This is a genomic window from Nocardioides sp. BE266 (assembly GCF_031457855.1).
Classification (GTDB): Bacteria; Actinomycetota; Actinomycetes; order Propionibacteriales; family Nocardioidaceae; genus Nocardioides.
The window spans coordinates 169,307-188,869 of record NZ_JAURTI010000002.1; the positions used below are offsets into that span (position 1 = coordinate 169,307).

At 70.9% G+C, this 19,563-nt stretch carries 19 protein-coding genes; 13 read left to right on the top strand and 6 right to left on the bottom strand.

Annotated elements, in window-relative coordinates; genetic code table 11:
* Positions 1-147 precede the first annotated feature (147 nt).
* Both J2X46_RS05160 and J2X46_RS05165 read right to left on the bottom strand, forming a co-directional pair.
* The gene (locus tag J2X46_RS05160) at positions 148-2,325 is read right to left on the bottom strand and encodes an RNA degradosome polyphosphate kinase (protein ID WP_310247716.1); all 2,178 of its coding nucleotides are present in this window, start codon (positions 2,323-2,325) and stop codon (positions 148-150) included.
* A 46-nt stretch (positions 2,326-2,371) separates the two neighbouring features.
* On the bottom strand, positions 2,372-2,734 hold the full coding sequence (locus J2X46_RS05165) for a DsrE family protein (protein WP_310247718.1): 363 nt from the start codon (positions 2,732-2,734) through the stop codon (positions 2,372-2,374).
* An 84-nt stretch (positions 2,735-2,818) separates the two neighbouring features.
* Between J2X46_RS05165 and J2X46_RS05170 the strand changes: the two genes are divergently transcribed.
* The 3 genes from J2X46_RS05170 to J2X46_RS05180 are packed head-to-tail and all read left to right on the top strand — an operon-like array spanning position 2,819 to position 4,712.
* Positions 2,819-3,313: an FABP family protein gene (locus J2X46_RS05170; protein ID WP_310247719.1), complete on the top strand. Its 495-nt coding sequence runs from the start codon at positions 2,819-2,821 to the stop codon at positions 3,311-3,313.
* A complete protein-coding gene (locus tag J2X46_RS05175; protein ID WP_310247721.1) occupies positions 3,310-3,723 on the top strand; it encodes a Fur family transcriptional regulator in 414 nt (137 codons plus the stop codon). Before J2X46_RS05170 ends, J2X46_RS05175 begins: the two co-directional genes overlap by 4 nt.
* A 53-nt stretch (positions 3,724-3,776) precedes the next feature.
* Entirely contained in the window at positions 3,777-4,712 is a 936-nt protein-coding gene (locus J2X46_RS05180; RefSeq protein ID WP_310247725.1) for a glycine cleavage T C-terminal barrel domain-containing protein, read from the top strand.
* Between the two features lie 103 nt (positions 4,713-4,815).
* Here J2X46_RS05180 and mshD read toward each other — a convergent pair whose 3' ends face one another.
* Positions 4,816-5,622, bottom strand: a complete 807-nt coding sequence (gene mshD / locus J2X46_RS05185) for a mycothiol synthase (RefSeq protein ID WP_310247727.1) — start codon at positions 5,620-5,622, stop codon at positions 4,816-4,818.
* A 125-nt stretch (positions 5,623-5,747) separates the two neighbouring features.
* Here mshD and J2X46_RS05190 point away from each other — a divergent pair, with 125 nt between their 5' ends.
* A complete protein-coding gene (locus J2X46_RS05190) occupies positions 5,748-7,637 on the top strand; it encodes a M48 family metallopeptidase (protein WP_310249175.1) in 1,890 nt (629 codons plus the stop codon).
* Here the strand turns inward: J2X46_RS05190 and J2X46_RS05195 are convergent.
* Positions 7,613-8,344, bottom strand: a complete 732-nt coding sequence (locus tag J2X46_RS05195) for a response regulator transcription factor (RefSeq protein WP_310247730.1) — start codon at positions 8,342-8,344, stop codon at positions 7,613-7,615. The genes J2X46_RS05190 and J2X46_RS05195 overlap by 25 nt on opposite strands.
* A 44-nt stretch (positions 8,345-8,388) precedes the next feature.
* Between J2X46_RS05195 and J2X46_RS05200 the strand changes: the two genes are divergently transcribed.
* Both J2X46_RS05200 and J2X46_RS05205 read left to right on the top strand, forming a co-directional pair.
* Positions 8,389-8,685 carry a MoaD/ThiS family protein gene (locus J2X46_RS05200; protein WP_310247733.1) on the top strand — a complete coding sequence of 99 codons (297 nt, stop codon included), beginning with the start codon at positions 8,389-8,391 and terminating at the stop codon, positions 8,683-8,685.
* Between the two features lie 169 nt (positions 8,686-8,854).
* Complete coding sequence (locus J2X46_RS05205) at positions 8,855-11,044, top strand: carboxypeptidase-like regulatory domain-containing protein (RefSeq protein WP_310247736.1); 2,190 nt, start codon at positions 8,855-8,857, stop codon at positions 11,042-11,044.
* Positions 11,045-11,126: 82 nt separating this feature from the next.
* Here the strand turns inward: J2X46_RS05205 and J2X46_RS05210 are convergent, their stop codons facing one another.
* Positions 11,127-11,552, bottom strand: coding sequence for an Hsp20 family protein (locus J2X46_RS05210; RefSeq protein ID WP_310247738.1), 426 nt, complete (start codon positions 11,550-11,552; stop codon positions 11,127-11,129).
* Positions 11,553-11,690: 138 nt separating this feature from the next.
* On the opposite strand from J2X46_RS05210, the gene J2X46_RS05215 reads away from it, so the two are divergent.
* The 5 genes from J2X46_RS05215 (at position 11,691) to J2X46_RS05235 (ending at position 14,440) form a co-directional block, all read left to right on the top strand.
* Positions 11,691-11,972, top strand: coding sequence for a MerR family transcriptional regulator (locus tag J2X46_RS05215; RefSeq protein WP_310247741.1), 282 nt, complete (start codon positions 11,691-11,693; stop codon positions 11,970-11,972).
* 40 nt (positions 11,973-12,012) lie between these two features.
* Positions 12,013-12,468 carry a thioredoxin family protein gene (locus J2X46_RS05220; protein ID WP_310247743.1) on the top strand — a complete coding sequence of 152 codons (456 nt, stop codon included), beginning with the start codon at positions 12,013-12,015 and terminating at the stop codon, positions 12,466-12,468.
* Between the two features lie 281 nt (positions 12,469-12,749).
* Complete coding sequence (locus J2X46_RS05225; protein ID WP_310247746.1) at positions 12,750-13,229, top strand: DUF4395 domain-containing protein; 480 nt, start codon at positions 12,750-12,752, stop codon at positions 13,227-13,229.
* A gap of 58 nt (positions 13,230-13,287) precedes the next feature.
* On the top strand, positions 13,288-14,136 hold the full coding sequence (locus J2X46_RS05230) for a sulfurtransferase (protein ID WP_310247748.1): 849 nt from the start codon (positions 13,288-13,290) through the stop codon (positions 14,134-14,136).
* Between the two features lies 1 nt (position 14,137).
* The gene (locus J2X46_RS05235) at positions 14,138-14,440 is read left to right on the top strand and encodes a DUF1416 domain-containing protein (RefSeq protein ID WP_310247750.1); all 303 of its coding nucleotides are present in this window, start codon (positions 14,138-14,140) and stop codon (positions 14,438-14,440) included.
* Positions 14,441-14,516: 76 nt separating this feature from the next.
* Here J2X46_RS05235 and J2X46_RS05240 read toward each other — a convergent pair whose 3' ends face one another.
* The gene (locus J2X46_RS05240) at positions 14,517-15,779 is read right to left on the bottom strand and encodes a hypothetical protein (RefSeq protein ID WP_310247752.1); all 1,263 of its coding nucleotides are present in this window, start codon (positions 15,777-15,779) and stop codon (positions 14,517-14,519) included.
* A gap of 169 nt (positions 15,780-15,948) precedes the next feature.
* Between J2X46_RS05240 and J2X46_RS05245 the strand changes: the two genes are divergently transcribed.
* Positions 15,949-17,427 (top strand): ATP-binding protein, encoded by a 1,479-nt coding sequence (locus tag J2X46_RS05245; RefSeq protein ID WP_310247754.1) that lies wholly within the window; start codon positions 15,949-15,951, stop codon positions 17,425-17,427.
* Positions 17,428-17,758: 331 nt separating this feature from the next.
* A complete protein-coding gene (locus J2X46_RS05250) occupies positions 17,759-19,558 on the top strand; it encodes a nucleoside-diphosphate sugar epimerase/dehydratase (protein ID WP_310247757.1) in 1,800 nt (599 codons plus the stop codon).
* The last annotated feature ends 5 nt before the right edge of the window (positions 19,559-19,563 follow it).

The following is a 19,563-nucleotide window of genomic DNA, read 5'->3' on the forward strand; positions in this document are numbered from 1 at the left end:
CGAACGGGGGGCGGATGAACCGGGGAACATGCTAGGGGAGGGATTGCCCGGAGATGCAACCCGAGACCTCAGGCCCGATCAGGGCCCATCAGTTCGGGTACGCCGCTCGGCGTGTCGCCCGGCGTGTCGCTCGAAAACGGCCCCTGATCAGCGCCGGCGGCTGCGCTGGCGCGCGATCAGCTCGTCCTGGAGGTGTCGTACGCCGCTGTGGTGCACCCACTCGCCGTCGGCCTGCAGGTCCCAGGCGGAGGTCTCCTCGTCGAGGGCCAGGTCGAGCAGCGCGCCGACGTCGGCGATGACGTGCTCGTCGAGGAGCTGGACGAGCACCTCGACGCGGCGATCGAGGTTGCGGTGCATCATGTCGGCCGAGCCGATCCACACCGCGGGAGCGCCGTCGTTCTCGAACCAGAACACCCGGCTGTGCTCGAGGAAGCGCCCCAGCACCGAGCGCACGCGCACGGTCTCCGACAGCCCGGGCACGCCCGGGCGGAGCGCGCAGATGCCGCGGATCACCAGCTCGACGCGGACGCCGGCCTGCGAGGCGAGGTAGAGCGCGTCGATCACCGCCTCGTCGACGATCGAGTTGGCCTTGATCCGGATCCCGGCGGCGCGACCGGCCTCGTGGTGGGCGATCTCCTGGTGGATCTGGGCGATCAGCCCGTCACGCACGCTGTGGGGCGCCACGAGCAGGTGGTCGTAGGTCCGGTTGCGGCTGATCCCGGACAGGTTGTTGAAGAGCAGCGCGACGTCTTCGCCGATCTCCGGGTTGGCCGTGAGCAGGCCGAGGTCCTCGTAGATCCGGGCGGTCTTCGGGTTGTAGTTGCCGGTGCCGAGGTGGACGTAGCGCTTGATGCCGTCGGGCTCGTCGCGCACGACCATCGACAGCTTGCAGTGGGTCTTCAACCCGACCAGGCCGTAGACCACGTGGCAGCCCGCCTGCTCGAGCTTGCGGGCCCAGCGGATGTTGGCCTGCTCGTCGAAGCGCGCCTTGATCTCCACCACCACCAGCACCTGCTTGCCGGCCTCGGCGGCGTCGATGAGCGCCTCGATGATGGGGCTGTCGCCGGAGGTGCGGTAGAGCGTCTGCTTGATCGCCAGCACGTGGGGGTCGGCCGCGGCCTGCTCGAGGAAGCGCTGCACCGACGTGGCGAACGAGTCGTAGGGGTGGTGCAGCAGCACGTCGTGGCGCGACACCGAGTCGAAGACGTCGACGGGGGAGGCGGACTCGACCTCGGCGAGGCTCGGGTGCGTCGAGGGGAGGTACGCCGCGTACTTCAGGTCGTCGCGCGGCAGGTCGGCGATCGAGTGCATGCCGGTGAGGTCGAGCGGGCCCGGGAGCGAGACCACCTCGTCCACGCTGACGCCGAGCTCGGAGACCAGCAGGTCGAGCACCTTGGGGTCCATCGACTGCTCGACCTCGAGGCGCACCGGCGGGCCGAAGCGGCGCCGCTGCAGCTCCTTCTCGAGCGCCTTGAGGAGGTTCTCCGCGTCGTCCTCCTCGACCTCGAGGTCCTCGTTGCGGGTGACGCGGAAGGTGTGCGCGCCGAGCACGTCCATGCCGGGGAAGAGGCGCTTGAGGTGCTCGCCGATGACGTCCTCGATCGGCACGAAGCGCTGGTTGCCGAGCCCGACGAAGCGGCCGAACGTCGGCGGCACCTTCACCCGCGCGAAGTGCTCGGTGAGGGTCTTGGGATGGCGCACCACCACGGCCAGGTTGAGCGAGAGGCCGGAGATGTAGGGGAACGGGTGGGCCGGGTCGACCGCCAGCGGCGTGAGGACCGGGAAGATCCGGTCCTTGAAGAGCTTCTTGCAGACCTTCTGCTCCTCGCGGTCGAGGTCGGCCCAGCGCACGATCTCGATGCCCTGGCTGCCGAGCTCGGGCAGCAGGTCGACCAGCGCCTGGGCGTGCCGCTCCATCAGGGCGCGGCTGCTCGTCCACAGCTGCTCGAGCTGCTCGCGGGGCATCAGCCCGCTGGCCGCGCGGACCGCCACTCCGGCGTCGATGCGCCGCTTGAGGCCGGCGACGCGCACCATGAAGAACTCGTCGAGGTTGCTGGCGAAGATCGCCAGGAAGCGGGCCCGCTCCAGCAGCGGCAGCGTCGGGTCCTCGGCCAGCTCGAGCACCCGCTGGTTGAACCGCACCCACGAGATCTCGCGGTCGATGAACCGGTCCTCGAACTTCTCCACGGCCTCGATGGCCGCATCGTCGGGGGTGTAGGGCGGCTCGACGTCGAAGGTGTCCGTCGGGTGGCCGAAGGGTTCGGCGACCGGCCCTTCCTCCACCGACGGCGAGACAGTGCTGGTGAGGGTGGCCGGGTCGGACATGTCGACCAGTGTGGCACCGAAAGGTGAACGTCAGATGACGCTCCGATCAGTAGACGAGCGCCTGCACGCCGTCGCCGAGGACCTGCTCGGCGAACACGGCGGCGCCGGCGATGCGTACGCCCTCACGCAGGTCGCCCTCGGCGAGCCCGCGGCGGGCCGCGCACTGCGAGCAGACGGTGATCGTGCCGCTCGTCAGCACGGCCGCCATCAGCTGGTCGAGCGGCGTGGCCAAGTAGAGCTCGAACTCCTCCGCGCGGCCCGGCACGCCGAACCACGCGGCCTCCCCAGTGAGCCAGAGCGAGACGTCGGCGCCGGCTGCGGCGGCCGCCGCAGCGACCGTGAAGGCCTGGTTGCAGCGCTCGGCGTCCTCGGCACCGCAGGTGACCTTGACGACCAGTGATCGAGCCATGGCCAAACACTAAGGGCGGGCCACCGGCGCCACAGCCTGCTGCGCGCCGGCCGTGGGCCGGAGGCACGCCCTAGAGTGGCGCCCATGCCCTTCGAGCTGCCGGACAACCTGCACCCCAACTGCGGCCCCGTCGCCTGGCTGCTCGGCACCTGGCGCGGCAACGGCCACGGCGCCTACCCGACGATCGAGTCGTTCCAGTTCGGCCAGGAGCTGATCTTCACCCACGACGGGCGTCCGTTCTTCCACTACATGTCGCGCGCCTGGATCGTCGACGAGGCGGGCGAGTTCGTCCGCGACGCCGCGATGGAGACGGGCTTCCTGCGCTGCCCCGAGCCGGGCAAGGTCGAGTTCCTCCTCTCGCACAACATCGGGTTCTCCGAGATCTGGTACGGCGCGGCCGAGGGCGGCAAGCTCGAGCTGCACACCGCCGGCGTCGCGTTCACCGAGACGGCCAAGGAGGTCAACGGCGGCTCCCGGATGTACGGCAACGTCGACGGCGACCTGCTCTACGCCTACGACATGGCCGCCGTCGGCCAGGAGCTCCAGCCCCACACCTGGGCCCGCCTCCAACGCGCATGAGCGACGACCTCGCGGCGCGCCTGCGCGAGCAGGGGCTGCGGCTCACCCCGCAGCGCCAGCTGATCCTCCGGGCCGTCGAGGACCTCCGCCACGCCACGCCCGACGAGGTCCTGGCCCACGTGCAGAGCCAGGTCAGCTCGGTCAACGCCTCCACCGTCTACCGCACGCTCGAGGTGCTCGAGGAGCTCGGGCTGGTGCGCCACACGCACCTGAGCGACCGGGCGCCGACGTACCACTCCACGCTGGAGCACGAGCACGTCCACGTCGTGTGCCGGCGCTGCCACACGGTCAGCTCGTACGACCCCGACCTGGTCGCTCCGGTCGTCGCCACGCTGGCGGACGACGGCTTCACCGTGGACGTCGGTCATCTGGCGATCTTCGGCACCTGCGCCGACTGCGCTGGGACCTGAGTCCCTCGGAGACTCAGCGGCCCGGTTCGGGGACCCGGCCTAGACTAGAAGCCATGGCCAGCCCTCTCCTCGCCCTGCCCGGAGCCGTCGCCGGAGACGGCATCGACGCCCCGGTGGCCGCGCACTACGGCTCGTTCAACACCGAGCAGCGCAGCCTCGCCGGCGGGGACGGGTTCGTCGACCTGTCGCACCGCGACGTGCTCCGGATCTCCGGCCCCGAGCGGTTGGGCTGGCTGCACAACCTCACGACGCAGTACTTCGACGGCCTCGCCCCCGGCACCTGGACGCAGGCCCTCGTGCTGAGCCCGCAGGGTCATGTCGAGCACGCCTTCACCGGCGTCGACGACGGCGAGGCGTTCACCGCGCACACCGAGCCCGGCGCCGGCCCCGCGCTGGTCGAGTGGCTCCAGAAGATGATCTTCATGACCCGCGTCGAGGTCGCCCTCGTCGACGACCTCGCCGTGATGTGGCGCCCCGGCGACGGGATGGGGCGTTACGACCTGGTGCCCCGCGACCGCATGGAGGCATACGCCGAGGCAGCCGGCCCGGCTGCCGGGCTCTGGGCCTTCGAGGCCCTGCGGATCGAGCGCGGCGAGCCGCGCTTCGGTCTCGACACCGACCACCGCACGATCCCCAACGAGGTCGGCTGGATCGGCCCGGCCGTCCACCTCGACAAGGGCTGCTACCGCGGCCAGGAGACGGTCGCGCGCGTGCACACCCTCGGCCGGCCGCCGCGCCGCCTCGTGCTGCTCCACCTCGACGGCTCGGAGAACCGCCTGCCCGCCGCCGGCTCCCCGGTGTCGTACGACGGCCGCGACGTCGGCTTCGTCGGCTCGAGCGCCCGCCACCACGAGCTCGGCCCGATCGCCCTCGCGCTGGTCAAGCGCAACGTCCCGGTCGACGCCGCCCTGACCGTCGATGAGATGCCCGCCGCCCAGGAGGTCGTCGTCGACCCCGAGGTCGGGCTCCACGTCCGCCCCCTCCGCTGACGCCTCCGGTGCCGCCCCGACCGACGGGATATCTGAGGACGTCGTGAACGCGATCAGGGGTCCCGGACGTTCACCACGTCCTCAGACATCGCGATGAGGCGGGTCAGGCCCGGCGGCGGTACTGCACGTGGGTGTCGGCGTCCGCGTGGGCGAACCCGAGGCCCGAGTAGACCGCGACCGCGGGGGCGTTGTCGGCCTCGACGTAGAGCAGCACCTCGGCCACGCCGAGGCCCGCGAGGTGGTGCAGCCCGGCGAGGGTGAGCAGCTTGCCGAGGCCGCGGCCCTGCGCGGCGGGCGCGATGCCGACGACGTACACCTCGCCGTGCTCGGCGTCGTGCTGCTTGGTCCAGTGGAAGCCGAGCAGCCCTGACGCGTCCTCGGCGACGAGCAGGCCGGCAGGGTCGAACCACGGCTCGGCCATCCGGCGGGCGAGGTTGTCGAGGTCCATCGCACCCTGCTCGGGGTGGTGCGCGAAGGCCGCGCCGTTCACCGCGACGACCGCCTCGGCATCGTCCGGCCGGTAGCCGCGCACCGTCACGCCGTCCGGCACCGACAGGGCCGGCAGCGTGAGCGAGGTCGGGCGCCGCATCACCCAGAGGTCGCGCACCTTGTCCCACCCGTGGCTGGCGGCGAGCCGGGCAGCGGCCGGGTGGTTGCCGTGCGACCACGCCGTCACCCCGCTGCCGTACGACGACGAGGCGCGGGCCAGCAGCGCAGCACCGATCCCGCGACCGCGGGCCGCCGGACGCACGGCGAGCGACAGGTCGCCGTCGTGCAGCAGCGCGAAGCCGTCGTCCTCGAGGAGCACCTCTGCCGCACCGTCGGCGAGGGCGATCCGGGCGGCCTCGTCGAGCGGCGAGGCCCCGTCAGCAGCAGCGGCCTCGTCGGCGATCGCGATGACCTGGTCCACGTGGCGACCCTAGCGGCGCGGTCGCGGCGAGGTCTCCGGCCGGTTGCGATTCCGGCGAAGCGCCACGGGGACGCAGGCGGGTCGGGCAACATGTGCGGCGCTCGGGACAAGAAGGGGTGAGCAGGATGCTGGCACGGCTGCGTGCAGGACTGGCTGTCGTGATGCTCGCGGGCGTCTTCGTGCTCGCCGCCCTGGTGCTCGGCGGGCTCCTTGCCGCGGTGGCCTGGATCTTCGCGAGCGGCCTCCCGGGAGGAGTGCTGGTCGGCGCCGTGCTGGCCGCGGTGGCCCTCGTGCTCGTCGTGGCGCTCACCCGCGTCTTCCGCACGACGCCCGTCGCGCCGGACGGGGTGGAGGTCTCGCCCGTCGGGCAGCCCGACCTGTGGCGCCTGGTCCGCGAGGCCGCCGGCGGCGTCGGCACGCCCGAGCCCGACGAGGTGCGCCTCGTCGCCGAGGCCAACGCCGGCGTCACCGAGAGCTCCCGCCTGCTGGGGCTGGTCCCCGGCGCGCGCGTCCTCTACATCGGCGTACCCCTGCTCCAGACCCTCACTCGCAGCGAGCTGCTGTGGGTGCTCGGCCACGAGATGGGCCACTACAGCGAGCGCCACACCGCCCTCACCGGCGTCACGCGCCGCGGCCTGGTCGCGCTCGACGAGGTCGTCGCCGGCCTCGGTCCGCGGCACGCGCTCGGCTGGGTGTTCCGCAGCTACCGCAGCGGCTACACCCGTGTCCTGCACGCGCTCTGGCGCCACCAGGAGCTCGAGGCCGACCGCTGGGCGGCCACGCTGGCCGGATCGAGCAACGGTGTCTCGGCCATGCGCGCCGTCGCGTCGTCGTCGTCGACGTGGTCCACCTACGTGCACGAGTACGCCACCGTCGGCGCGAGCGTGGGCATGGTGCCGCGCGGCCTGTTCTCGGGCTACGCCGAGTTCCTCTCCGACCCGGCACGCAGCGACCTCGACGTCGACCGCCTCATCGCCGAGGAGCCGCACTCCCCGTTCGACACCCACCCGCCGACGGCGAAGCGCATCGAGCGGCTCCACGAGTGGGGCCGCGAGGCGCACACCGACTCGGGGGTCGTCCCCGACGACGAGCCGGCCCTGCTGGTGCTCTCCGACGCCCCGGCCGTGACGGAGCGGGTCGAGGAGCACCTGGCCCGCGAGGAGTCGCTCACCCGGGTCGCGTGGGAGCGCGCCGTGCTGTTCGGCAACCGCCGTCGCGACGAGGAGCGGGCGCTCGTGGTGATGTCGGCCGTCGACACCCTGACCGACGGCGCCTCCGACCTCAGCCAGGCCCTGCACCTGGTGGCGCAGGGCCGCGGCCGCGAGCTCGCCGAGCTCCTCGCGGATGGGCGAACTCTCGACGACGAGGCGGTCGCCGAGCTGGTGCGCGAGAGCCTCGAGGTCCTCGTCCGCACGGCGCTCGTCAGCGCGGGGCACGCGTCCTACGTGCTGCGCTGGGACCGACCCGACGTCATCGTCGACGAGGCCGACCTGGAGGTGGACGTCGCGGGGCTCGTCGCCGCGGTGCCCGACAACCCGTCGATGTCGGACTGGCTGCTCGAGGTGCTGCGCGAGGAGGGCATCTCGCGCACCTGGTACCCGAGCATCAGCAGCGCGGTCCTCGGCCCGGCCGGCCCGGAGGTGCTGGCCGTCCTGGTGATGAAGCCGACGTGGCGCTGGACGACCCCGGTCGTGCACGTCACCGAGGCGGGTCTCGCCGTGCGGCAGCTGACCTATCGCGAGCAGCTCGCGATCCCGCCGCTGCGCCCGCGCAAGACGCCAGCACAGCTCCTGGTGCACTCGATGCGACGCACCGGGCTGCAGCTCCTCGCCGACCCCGACACCGAGGTGGTGCCGTGGAGCGAGGTCGAGCAGGTGACGTACGTCGACGGCCGCAGGCCGCGGCTGTCGGTGCGTCGCGGCGGTCGCCGGACGTCGTACCGGCCCGTCGCCGTCGTCGGCGACCCGCGCCAGGCGTGCGCCCGCTTCACCTACGGGCGCGACTCGCTCGGCTGAGCCTCGGTGACGCCCTCGGCGTCCTTGTCGCGGCTGGGCAGCACGAAGCGGTAGCCGACGTTGCGGACCGTGCCGATGTGGTGCTCGTGCTCGGTGCCGAGCTTGGCGCGCAGCCGCCGGACGTGCACGTCGACGGTGCGGGTGCCGCCGAAGTAGTCGTAGCCCCACACCTCCTGCAGCAGCTGCTCGCGGCTGAAGACGCGGCCTGGGTGCTGGGCGAGGTACTTGAGGAGCTCGAACTCCTTGTAGGTCAGGTCGAGCGGGCGTCCGCCGATGCGGGCGGTGTAGGTCGCGTCGTCGACGACGACCTCGCCCCGGTGGATCACGTGGGCGGTCGGGTCGTCGGGCGAGGCGGCGCTGGAGCGGCCGATCGCCAGCCGGATCCGGGCGTCGAGCTCGGCAGGGCCGCAGGTGTGCAGCACGACGTCGTCCATGCCCCAGTCGTGGGCGACGACGGCCAGGCCGCCCTCGGTGACCACGAGCAGCACCGGCGCGTCCGCGCCCGTGGTGCGGATCAGGCGGCACAGGTCGCGCGCGGCGGCGAGGTCCTGCCGGCCGTCGACGAGGACGAGGTCGGACTCCGGCGCGTCGAGCAGCGCGCTGCCCTGGGCGGGGAGGATCTTCACGGTGTGCGAGAGGAGCGCGAGCCCCGGCAGCACCTCGGCGGAGGGCTGGAGCGCACCAGTGAGCAGCAGCAGGGCGCTCATGGCGGGGCCCTCCTCTCAGCCGGGGATGAGGAAGGATATCCCGCATGAGTACGGCATCCGGGCGCGATCGCGGCGATGAGACGGTCACCGTGCGCTACTGGGCGGGCGCCCGCGCGGCCGCCGGCACGGCCGAGGACACCTTCGTGGTGACCGGCGCGCTGCCTCTCTCCGAGGTCGTCTCGCGTGTCCTCGAACGCCACCCGGACGACCGGATGGCCCGCACCGTCGCGGTGTGCTCGGTGCTGCTCGGCGACCAGCCGGTGCGCTCGCAGGACCCCGCCTCGGTGCTCGTCGCACCGGGCACGGTGGTCGAGCTGCTGCCCCCCTTCGCAGGCGGCTGACGCAAGGGGTTCCGGACCCGGGTGTTTGAAACGGGTCCGAATAGGTGAAGATGCTCCTCGTTCGGGGTCATTCGGCTCCGCAACGGGGGACGTGCTGGTTGGCGACGCGCTGCGCCGTCGGCTGGTTCGGCGCGGCCCGGCATCGACAACCGAGAACAGGGGGATCCAGATGCAGTCTGGACGGACGGGCGCACCCACGCGCCTGACATCGATCGTGGCAGCGGGAGCGCTCGCCGCGGCAGCATTCGCGACGGGGGTCGCCGCACCGGCCAACGCCGCGCCGGTCGGCGTCACGACGACGCTCACCGACCCGGCCGGCAACGTGCTCGACGGCTACGTCGCCGCCTACGCGCTGCAGGCGGACGGCAGCTACACCGACGCGGGTTACAGCGTCGTGGCCGACGGCGTCGTGAGCATCAACGTGGAGCCGGGCACCTACAAGTTCTTCTTCAGCGACGACGACAACGTCTTCGTCAGTGAGTACTACAACGACAAGGCCACGTTCGACACGGCCGACCCGGTCGGCGTCACCGGCCCGACCACCCTCGCCCCCGTGTCGCTGGCGGCCCGCCCGACCCTCGCCGGTCAGGTCATCTCCCCGTCCGGCAAGCCGATCGAGGACGCGTCGATCCAGGTCTACAACGCTGCCGACGGCACCACCGAGACCTTCGGCTCCACGCGTGCCGACGGCTCGTGGGTGGTCGGCGTCGACCCGGGCTCCTACAAGGTCCGGTTCTCGGCCTCCGGCTACGCCTTCGAGTACTACAGCAACAAGGCCACGCTGGCCACGGCCGACGTGGTCGGCGCCGGCGCCAACCTCGGCCAGGTGACCCTCTCGAAGGGCGGCGTGGTCCAGGGCGGCATCACCAACGGCGCCGGCGTCCCGCTGGAGCGGGCCCGCGCGACCGTCTACACCACGTCCGGCTCGCAGGTCGGCAGCGACCTCACCGACGCCACCGGCAACTACCGCATCGAGGGCGTCGCCCCCGGCAGCTACCGCGTCCAGTTCACCGACCCGGTCGGCGAGTACCTCTCCGAGTGGTTCAACGACAAGGCGACCCTCGCGACCTCCGACCCGGTCGACGTGGGCGTCGACGGCATCGTGCAGGTCAGCGCCGCGCTCGCGAACGACCCCGACGCGGCCATCGACCCGGCCACGGTCGACGTCTCCGGCACGATCACCGACTCCTCGGGCGCCAAGGTCATCGGCGCCGAGGTGACGGCGTACGACACCCCGGCCGACGCGGACAAGCCCGACTACGTCGAGTCCGTGCGCACCAACCGTGCCGGTCAGTACTACTTCACGCGCCTCTCGGAGACCTCCGAGAACGCCTTCAAGGTCCAGGCGGTCGACACGCTGGACCGCGAGGAGGGGCAGTACTCCCGCCTCCCGCGCTGGTTCGGCGGCGCCCAGACCTACGAGGTCGCCCCGACCGTCGGCAAGCCCGCCGGCGCGGTCGACATCGCGCTCCCGCTCACCGGTGGCGTCAGTGGCACCGTGACCTCCGAGTCCGCCCTGCCGGTCGAGGGCACCGCGGTGCGGTTCTTCGACGAGAAGGGCAACCCGGTCGACGAGCAGACGACCTACGTCGAGGACGACGGCACCTACGCCACCACCAGCCTGGTGCCCGGCACCTACAAGGTGCAGTTCATCGACTTCGGCTACTTCCGCTCGTTCAACACCGGTGATGTCCGCGTCCACGCGCCGGAGTGGTACGACAACACCTCGTTCGCCAAGGCGAAGGAGATCGTGGTCAAGAGCGGCCAGACCGTCGGCGGCATCAACGCGGCCCTCTCGCAGGACCTGCGTGCCTTCCGCAAGCCGGAGATCAACGGCAAGCCCTACCTCGGCGGCAAGGTCCGCGCCTACCCCGGCGTCTGGGCCCTCGAGAGCGGCACGACGTACACCTACCAGTGGCTGATCGGCGACACGCTCGTGGCCACCGGCAGCACCTACAAGGTGACGAAGGCGGCGAAGAACAAGCGCCTCACGCTGCGGGTCTCGGCCGAGAACGGCCTGCTCAACGGCACCGCGGTGGTCTCCTCCCAGGTGATCAAGAAGAAGCCGAAGGTCAAGGTCGCCGTGAAGGGCAGCAAGGCCTCGATCGACGTCTCGGCCAAGAAGGTCAAGGCCAAGAAGTTCAAGGGCAAGGTCGTGGTGAAGAAGATCGTCCGCAAGGACGAGTACGGCGCCCCGGTCTACAAGAAGGTCGGCAAGGCCAAGCTGGTCAACGGCAAGGCCCGCCTCACCCTCAAGAAGCTCACGAAGGGCAAGAACAAGCTCGTCTTCGTGATCACGCTCAAGGGCGGCAAGTACGGCAACGCCGAGGTCGAGAAGACCGTCAAGCTCAAGCGCTGACGGCCTTCCGGCACCCACGCGGACCCCGCGGAGCACTCGCTCCGCGGGGTCTGGCGCGTTCTGACGGCGAGGTGGATCGGGGTCAGGCCCCGATGGCGGCGGGTGACTCGCCGTCCGTGCGCAGCTCGATCTTGCGCGGCTTGGCCCGCTCCGCCACGGGGACGACCAGCCGGAGGACGCCGTCGTGGTAGGACGCCTCGATCCGCTCGAGGTCGAGGTTGTCGCCGAGCACCAGCTGCCGGCTGAACGCACCACGCGGGCGCTCGGAGGCGAGCATCTGCCAGTCGCCGTTGCCGGGCACGCGCTCGGCACGGATCGTCAGGACGTTGCGCTCCACGTCGAGGTCGACCGAATCGGCGTTGACGCCGGGAAGGTCGAACTCGAGGACGAAGCGATCACCCTCACGCCAGGCGTCCATCGGCATGGCGACGGGGCGGTTGGTGGTGCCCATGACCTGCTGGGTGAGTCGGTCGAACTCACGGAACGGGTCTGCGCTGCGGATCAGCATGGTGTCTTCCTCCTGGTTCTCTGATCGGGTGGAGCGCGTCGGGGGCGCTCCGCGATGTGTAACGGGTGATACAGGTTTCTTATATTCCATGCGTCAGGCAGAATCAAGGCCCGAGGCACAGGAAGTCGAGGAGAGGCGATGGGACGACGCGAGGTGGGGGTGTTCGCCATCTCGGTGGCTGCCGAGATGACCTCGATGCAGATCCAGAACCTCCGGGTGTACGAGCGCCGCGGCCTGGTGGAGCCCGACCGCACCGCGGGCGGCACCCGTCTCTACAGCGAGGACGACATCGACCGGCTGCACCGGATCCGCGAGCTGCTCGGCGCGGGGCTCAACCTCGCCGGCATCCGGGCCGTGCTCGAGCTGGAGGTCGAGGTCGCACGCCTGCGTGAGCAGGTGGTGCGACTCCAGTCCCGCTGACCTGGGAACACATCGCGGACCCTCGCGCGTTGAGGGCTCCGTGAGCACCGGAGCCTGGATCGCCGTCGCCGCTGTCGTCCTCGCGGTCGGCGTCGGGCTGTGGCGCCTCGCCACCGACGGCCGCTTCCGCGGCACCCATGCCGTACGCCGCCCGGCTGAGGACGTCGCTGCGGAGGCAACCGACGTCCCTGCGGGCGCCGAGCTCGTCGCCGCCGTCGGCGGCACGCTGGGGGAGCGGGCCACCCTCGTGCAGTTCTCCAGCGCCTTCTGTGCCCCCTGCCGCGCCACCCGCCGCGTCCTCGGTGAGGTCGTCGGCCTGGTCGACGGCGTGACCCACGTCGAGATCGACGCCGAGCACCACCTCGACGCCACCCGCGCCTTCGGCATCCTCCGCACGCCCACCACGGTGGTCCTCGACGGCGCCGGCCAGGAGGTCACCCGGGCGACGGGAGCGCCGACGCGCGCGCAGGTGCTGAGCGCGCTCGGCACCGTCTGATCTCACGATATGGATGCATGGACCGCATCGTGAGACAGCGCGGTCCTGGGCGGCCGGCACGGCCTACTGTCATCGGCATGTCCTCGACCATGCTCACCCGTCGCCGCGCAGTGGACCACTGCCGCGTGCGCTCGGCGCTGTGTCGAATGTCCTGACGGGTCCGCCAGATCTGACCATCCAAGTCTAGTGGATTACTGGACTACTCTGGTGTGACCCGTGCGCTGCGCACGTCCCCAGCGCGCCCGGACCGAGCCGGGCCACGACCCCTTCCCAGGAGCGACATGTCCACCACCCATCCCGCCGCCACGCGTCGTACGACGCCGGGCGTGCGCACGCCCGCCGACGGCGGCATCGACCCGCGCGGTCCCCAGCTCACGGCCGGCCTGACCGCCGTCGTGCTGGTCGCCGTGCTGCTGCTGCCCGAGCCGTGGAGCATCGCGCTGCTGGCCGTGCAGGCGGCGCTGTTCGCCCTCGGCGCGGTCCGCGGGGTGCAGGCCACGCCGCACGCCTGGCTCTTCCGCACGCTCGTCCGGCCGCGCCTGGCGCCGCCGACCGAGTGGGAGGCGCCGGAGCCGCCGCGGTTCGCGCAGGCCGTGGGCCTCGCCTTCGCCGCCGTCGGCCTCGTCGCGCTGCTGGCCGGGGCGACCCTCGTCGGGCAGGTCGCGGTCGGGTTCGCGCTGGTGGCCGCGCTGCTCAACGCCGTCTTCGCCTTCTGCCTGGGATGTGAGGTCTACCTGCTCGCCCGCCGCCTGACCGCCTGACCACCGATCCACCCGCACCACCACACGACTGTTCACCACCACCAAGGAGCACACCACCATGAGCCGCGAGAACTCGCTCGTCACCGCCCAGTGGGTCGAGGACAACCTCGACACCGACGGCATCGTCCTCGTCGAGGTCGACGAGGACACCACTGCCTACGACAAGGGCCACATCAAGGGAGCGATCAAGCTCGACTGGACCACCGACCTCCAGGACCAGGTCCGCCGCGACTTCGTCAACAAGGCCCAGTTCGAGGCGCTGCTCTCCGAGCGGGGCGTGTCCAACGACGACACCGTCGTGCTCTACGGCGGCAACAACAACTGGTTCGCCGCCTACGCCTACTGGTACTTCAAGCTCTACGGCCACCAGGACGTCAAGCTCCTCGACGGCGGCCGCAAGAAGTGGGAGCTCGACTCCCGCGAGCTGACCGCCGACCTGCCCAGCCGCGCGGCGACGTCGTACACCGCGACCGAGCAGGACTCCTCGATCCGCGCCTTCCGTGACGAGGTCGTCGCGGCGATCGGCACCCAGAACCTCGTCGACGTGCGCAGCCCCGACGAGTACGCCGGCCGGCTGCTCGCCCCGGCCCACCTCCCGCAGGAGCAGGCCCAGCGCGCCGGTCACATCCCGACCGCGGCGAGCGTGCCGTGGAGCAAGGCGGCCAACGACGACGGCACGTTCAAGTCCGACGACGAGCTCAAGGCGATCTACTCCGAGGCCGGCGTCGACTGGGAAAAGGACACCATCGCCTACTGCCGCATCGGCGAGCGCTCCTCGCACACGTGGTTCGTGCTCAAGGAGCTGCTGGGCCAGGAGAACGTGAAGAACTACGACGGCTCGTGGACCGAGTACGGCTCCCTCGTGGGCGTCCCGGTCGCCCTCGGCGACGAGGCGGGGGAGGCCTGACATGTGCGGAGCAACTGAGGGCGGCCTGTCGCTCGACGGCGTCAACGTGGCCAAGGAGGCCGTGATCCAGGGCCAGGTCCTGCGCGGCCAGGAGCCGGTGCCCAACGCGTACGTCCGGCTGCTCGACCGCAGCGGCGAGTTCACCGCCGAGGTGCCCACCTCGGCGACCGGGCACTTCCGGTTCTTCGCCGGTGACGGCGAGTGGACCCTGCGCACGCTCGCGCCGAAGGCGGAGCCGGTGGACACGCCCGTCGTGGCCGCCACCGGGACCGTCGCCGAGGTGCAGGTGCTCGTCAGCGCCTGAGCCTGACCAGTACGAGACGCCACGGGGCCCCGACCATGCGCTGGTCGGGGCCCCGTGCCGTGCTCGGTGTGCGGCGTCAGTCGCCGGAGTCGTCCTTGCTCCCGCTCGCCCGCCGGGACTCGATCATCACCGGAACCACGCCGGCCCGGACGCGCTTCTGCGAGCCGAGGCTGCGGACGGTCCCGTCGGGGGAGTACACCCGCTTGGTGCGCTCCGGGACGGCAACCATCCGCTTGCGACCCGACACGGTCCAGATGACGCGCCGCTCCACCCGCTTGCGGGTGAAGAGGCAGCTGTAGAGGTCGCCGTTCTTCGTGATCGTGCACTCCTCGGCCCGCGTGCCGATGAGCCACGGCTGGATCACACCGAAGGCCTTTCCGGGCGGCGCGAGCTGGCCGTCGTCGGTCAGCATGGCCGTGTTCATGTTGTCCTTGGGCCTCGACCAGTAGTGCCAGTAGACCCGCTGCGTCCCGATGGAGGCGTTGAGCACGTAGGTCTTCACCACGTTGGCGACCTGCTGGTCCGTGCTGATCGGGACGGTCGGGTTGGGGCCGTTGACGTCGTAGTTGATCTCGACGATCCAGATGGGCCCGGAGAAGCCCTGCTCGCTGGTGATGCGGCGCAGCCACTTCACCAGGCGAATGCCCTTCTCAGGCCCGTGCTTGGGCAGGGGGAAGCCGCTCAGCGACGCCACGTCGACCCACTTCGCGACCCGCTTCCCGTGGACGCGCTGGCTCCAGAAGTCGCGGAACCAGTCGCGGTTCTCCTTGTAGCGGATCGGCCCCTGCGGTGCGACGACCTGGGCGCCGGGGGCGTTCGTGTGCACCTCCTGCGAGGCGACGCGGGCCATCTTCGCCATGTGCCGGACGGGGCCGAAGTAGTTGCCGGGCACGTTCATCTCGGCCCAGAGCTGGTAGTCCGCGCGGGAGCCGTAGCGCAGGGCGAGCGCCCTGACGAACGCCCGGTAGGCGCTGAGCCTGGGTGGGCGGACATATGCCGCGATGGCAGACGGTCGCGTGGCCCAGAAGCTCGGTGTGCCGTACAAGGTGAGCAGCGGCCTCGAGTCGTGCTTCCGCGCCATCTCGATCATGGCGTCGACGGTCGACCAGTCGTAGCTGCCCGGCTCCTTCTCCACCTTGGCCCAGTTGATGATCAGGCGCATCGTGGGCGTCGACTCCAGCGGAGCTGGAGGTGCGGTGGACTGGATCAGGTCCATCCCGAAGAGCTCGGGCCTCACTCGTTCGGCCTGTGCGCTGGGAGCCGGCAAGCCGGCGATCAGTGCAGCGGCGAGGGCGCCGGCGACGGTGTGAGAGACGGTGCGGAGCGAGAGAGTCTTCATCGCGGCGGAACATAACAGCCGACGGTGACGCTCGCGGCAATCTCGGGAACCAGCGGCTCGTGGAAGCGCTTTCCTCATTTTCGCCACAGTTATGCCGAAGTGGCTCCCACGCGGGGTGTCCTGCTCCTACCGTGAGAACGTCAGGCCCGGGCGTGCGAAGGGGGCTCACGTGACTCAGCAGACGCGTCTGCCCGAGACCGACGACCTGTGGCGCCTCACCGTGGAGCACTCACCCGTCGGGATGGCGTTGGTGTCCCCCGGGGGTGACTTCCTCACCGCCAACGTCGCCCTCTGCGACATGCTCGGCTACGACCCCGAGCAGATGGCGCAGCTGTCCTTCCAGGCCATCACCCATCCCGACGACCTCGCCAGCGACCTACGCCTGGTCAACCGGTGCCTCGCGGGCAAGATCAGCTCCTACCGCCTCACCAAGCGCTACATCCGCGCGGACGGGTCGATCCTCATCGGTGACCTGTCGGTCGCGCTGCTCCGGGGCCCCGACGGCACCCCGATCCACTTCATCTCCCAGATCGCCGACCTGACCGAGCGCCACGCGTTCGTCGAGCGCCTCGACGCGGCCGAGGCCGCCGTGGAGTCCGAGCAGCGCAAGGGCGATGCGGTCTTCGACACGGTCGCGGTCGGCCTGCTGCTGCTCGACGCCGACGGCTCCTACCAGGGCTACAACTCGCGCCACCAGGACTTCATGGACCTCGCGTTCCCCGACGGTCACCGCGGCCGCGTGGGGCAGACCGGCTTCCTGTACGACGCCGAGGGCCGCGCCCTGACCTCGGAGGAGATGCCGACGACGCGCGCCGTGGCCGGCGAGGAGTTCGACGATTTCATGGTCTGGGTCGGCGAGGACCCGGAGGCGCGGCGGGCGCTGTCGGTGTCCGCGCGATCCATCCGCGACCGCCTCGGCGTGCTGACGGGTGCCGCCCTGGCCTACCAGGACGTCACCGACCTGATGCGGGCCATCAAGGTGAAGGACGAGTTCGTCGCCTCGGTCTCCCACGAGCTCCGCACGCCCCTGACGTCGGCCATGGCCTACCTCGAGCTCGTCGAGGACTCGGGCGAGATCGGCCCCGACGTCCATCAGCAGATCGCGGCCGCGCGACGCAACATCCTGCGCCTCTCGCACCTCGTGGCCGACCTGCTGTTCTCCACGCGCGCCACCTCCGGCTCCACGATCATCGACCCCTACCGCGTCGACGTGGTCACCGTGATGTCCGAGGCCCTCGACTCCGCCGCGGTCGACGCCGCGAGCGCGGGCGTCACCCTCGAGTCCGACCTCCCCGACTCCTTGGTGGCGGTCGCCGACGGGATGCGGCTGCGGCAGGTGATCGACAACCTCCTCGCCAACGCCATCACCTACACCCCGCGCGACGGCAAGGTCGCGGTCACCCTCGGCGCCACGAAGCGGCATGTGCAGATCACGGTCGCCGACACCGGCGAGGGCATGGACGAGGACGACCTCCGCGACGTGTTCGTGCGCTTCCACCGCGGGCAGAACGCCCGCCGCCGGCAGGTGCCCGGCACCGGCCTGGGACTCACCATCGTGCGCACCATCGTCGAGGCCCACGGCGGCGAGGTGTCGGTCGACAGCGCCCTCGGCGTGGGCACGACCGTGCGCGTCCTCCTCCCACGCTGAATTCACCCGAAAAACGAGTCTCGGGAACGCTCAGGATCGATCGGGCCGCGCCGATTGGCTCGCGTGGAACGCGCGTGGAGATGTCCACGCGGCGTCCACATGTTGAAAGTCACACGACCCCGATTTCGCAGCGGCTCCGGGCGGTGTCAACATAACCTTGACTGGCTCGGGCTCGTTGGCCTGGGCGAGAGTCGCTGGATCGTGGGGATCCGGCGCCGCACCGTCAACCAGGGGAAAATGCATGTCGCAGGTCGACCATGACAGGGATCGTCAGCCCCTGCCCGGCTCCACCCAGCCGGACAGGCGACCGGTCAACTCGATAGTCCAGTCCGTGGTGCGGGGTCGCCGCACGGCTGTGCTGATGGCCTTCGACGCGGTCGCCCTCCTGGCTGCCTACCTCGTCACGATCGTCGTCCGCTACGACGTCGTGACCGGCGCCATCCTCCGCGACGGAATGCTGGTGGCATGCGCAGCGGTCACGCTCCAGTGGGGCGTCGGCCTGGTCGGTCGGCTCTACCTCGGCCGGGTCGGGGTCGCGACCAACGAGGAGACCATCCTCCTGAGCTGCTCGACCACGGTCGCGGGCATCCTGGTCTTCGTCGCCAACGCCTCGGTCGATCCCCAGTGGGTCGCCCGCAGCGTGCCCATGACGGGCACCTTCCTCGGCATCTTCATGATGCTGACCACCCGCGCGCTCTGGCGCCGGCTCACGATGCGGCTGGCTCCCATGACCTCTGCGGCGGGCAGCCGGGCGGTGATCGTCGGCGCCGGAGGCAGCGGGGCCCGGCTCGTGCACTCGATGCGGTCGCACCCAGACTCCGGGCTCCTGCCCGTCGGGTTCCTCGACGACGACCCGTGGATGCGCAACCGGCGCCACTTCGGCGTGCCCGTGCTGGGCACGGTTGATGACCTCGAGCGGGTCGTGGCCTCGACCGGCGCCACCGCCGTCGTGGTCGCCATCCCGAGCGCGAGCAAGGAGACGATCAAGCCCTTGGTCGACCGTGCAGCAGACCTGGGCATCACGATCAAGGTGCTGCCCCCCTTCGCGGAGTCATTCGCCTCCCATGCGGACGTCCGCGACGTCCGCGACGTCAACATGACCGACATCCTCCGCCGAGCCGCGGTCGAGACCGACGTCGCGGCCATCGCGGGCTACGTCACCGGCAAGCGCGTGCTCGTCACGGGAGCGGGTGGGTCGATCGGGTCCGAGCTGTGCCGCCAGCTGCACCGCTACGGGCCTGCCGAGCTGATCATGCTCGACCGCGACGAGTCCGCGCTCCACGCCGTGCAGCTCTCCATCCACGGCCGCGCCCTCCTCGACAGCCCCGATGTCGTGCTCAACGACATCCGCGACGCGACCGCGCTGCGACAGATCTTCCAGGACCGTCGCCCGGAGGTCGTCTTCCACGCCGCTGCGCTCAAGCACCTCCCGATGCTCGAGCAGTATCCCCACGAGGCGATGAAGACCAACGTGCTCGGCACCTCCAACGTGCTGCGCGCCGCTCGTGACGTGGGCGTGACGACCTTCGTCAACATCTCGACCGACAAGGCAGCCGACCCGACGAGCGTGCTGGGCTACTCCAAGCGCGTGGCCGAGCGGCTGACGGCTGCCGTCGCGCAGGAGTCCGAAGGCGCCTACATCAGCGTCCGCTTCGGCAACGTACTGGGCTCGCGCGGCTCCGTGCTGCACACCTTCACCTCGCAGATCGCCTCCGGCGGGCCGGTGACCGTCGTGCACCCTGAGGTGACCCGCTACTTCATGACCGTCGAGGAGGCCGTCCAGCTGGTCGTCCAGGCGGGCGCCATCGGCGAGGACGGTGAGGTGATGATCCTCGACATGGGCGAGCCGGTGAAGATCGTCGACGTCGCCCGCCAGCTGATCGCGATGTCCGGCAAGAACGTCGACATCGTCTACACCGGTCTGCGTGAGGGCGAGAAGCTCCACGAGATCCTCTTCGGGGGCGCCGAGAGCGACGAGCGGTCCAAGCACCCGCTCGTCTCGCATTCGGTGGTGAGCCCGCTCTCGACTAACGTCGTGCACTCGTTCGACCTCGAGGCGCCGCACTCCGACGTGCTGGAAGCGTTCGAGGACTGGGTGCACTTGCCCGACCCGGCCGCCACCCATCGCTGAGCGAT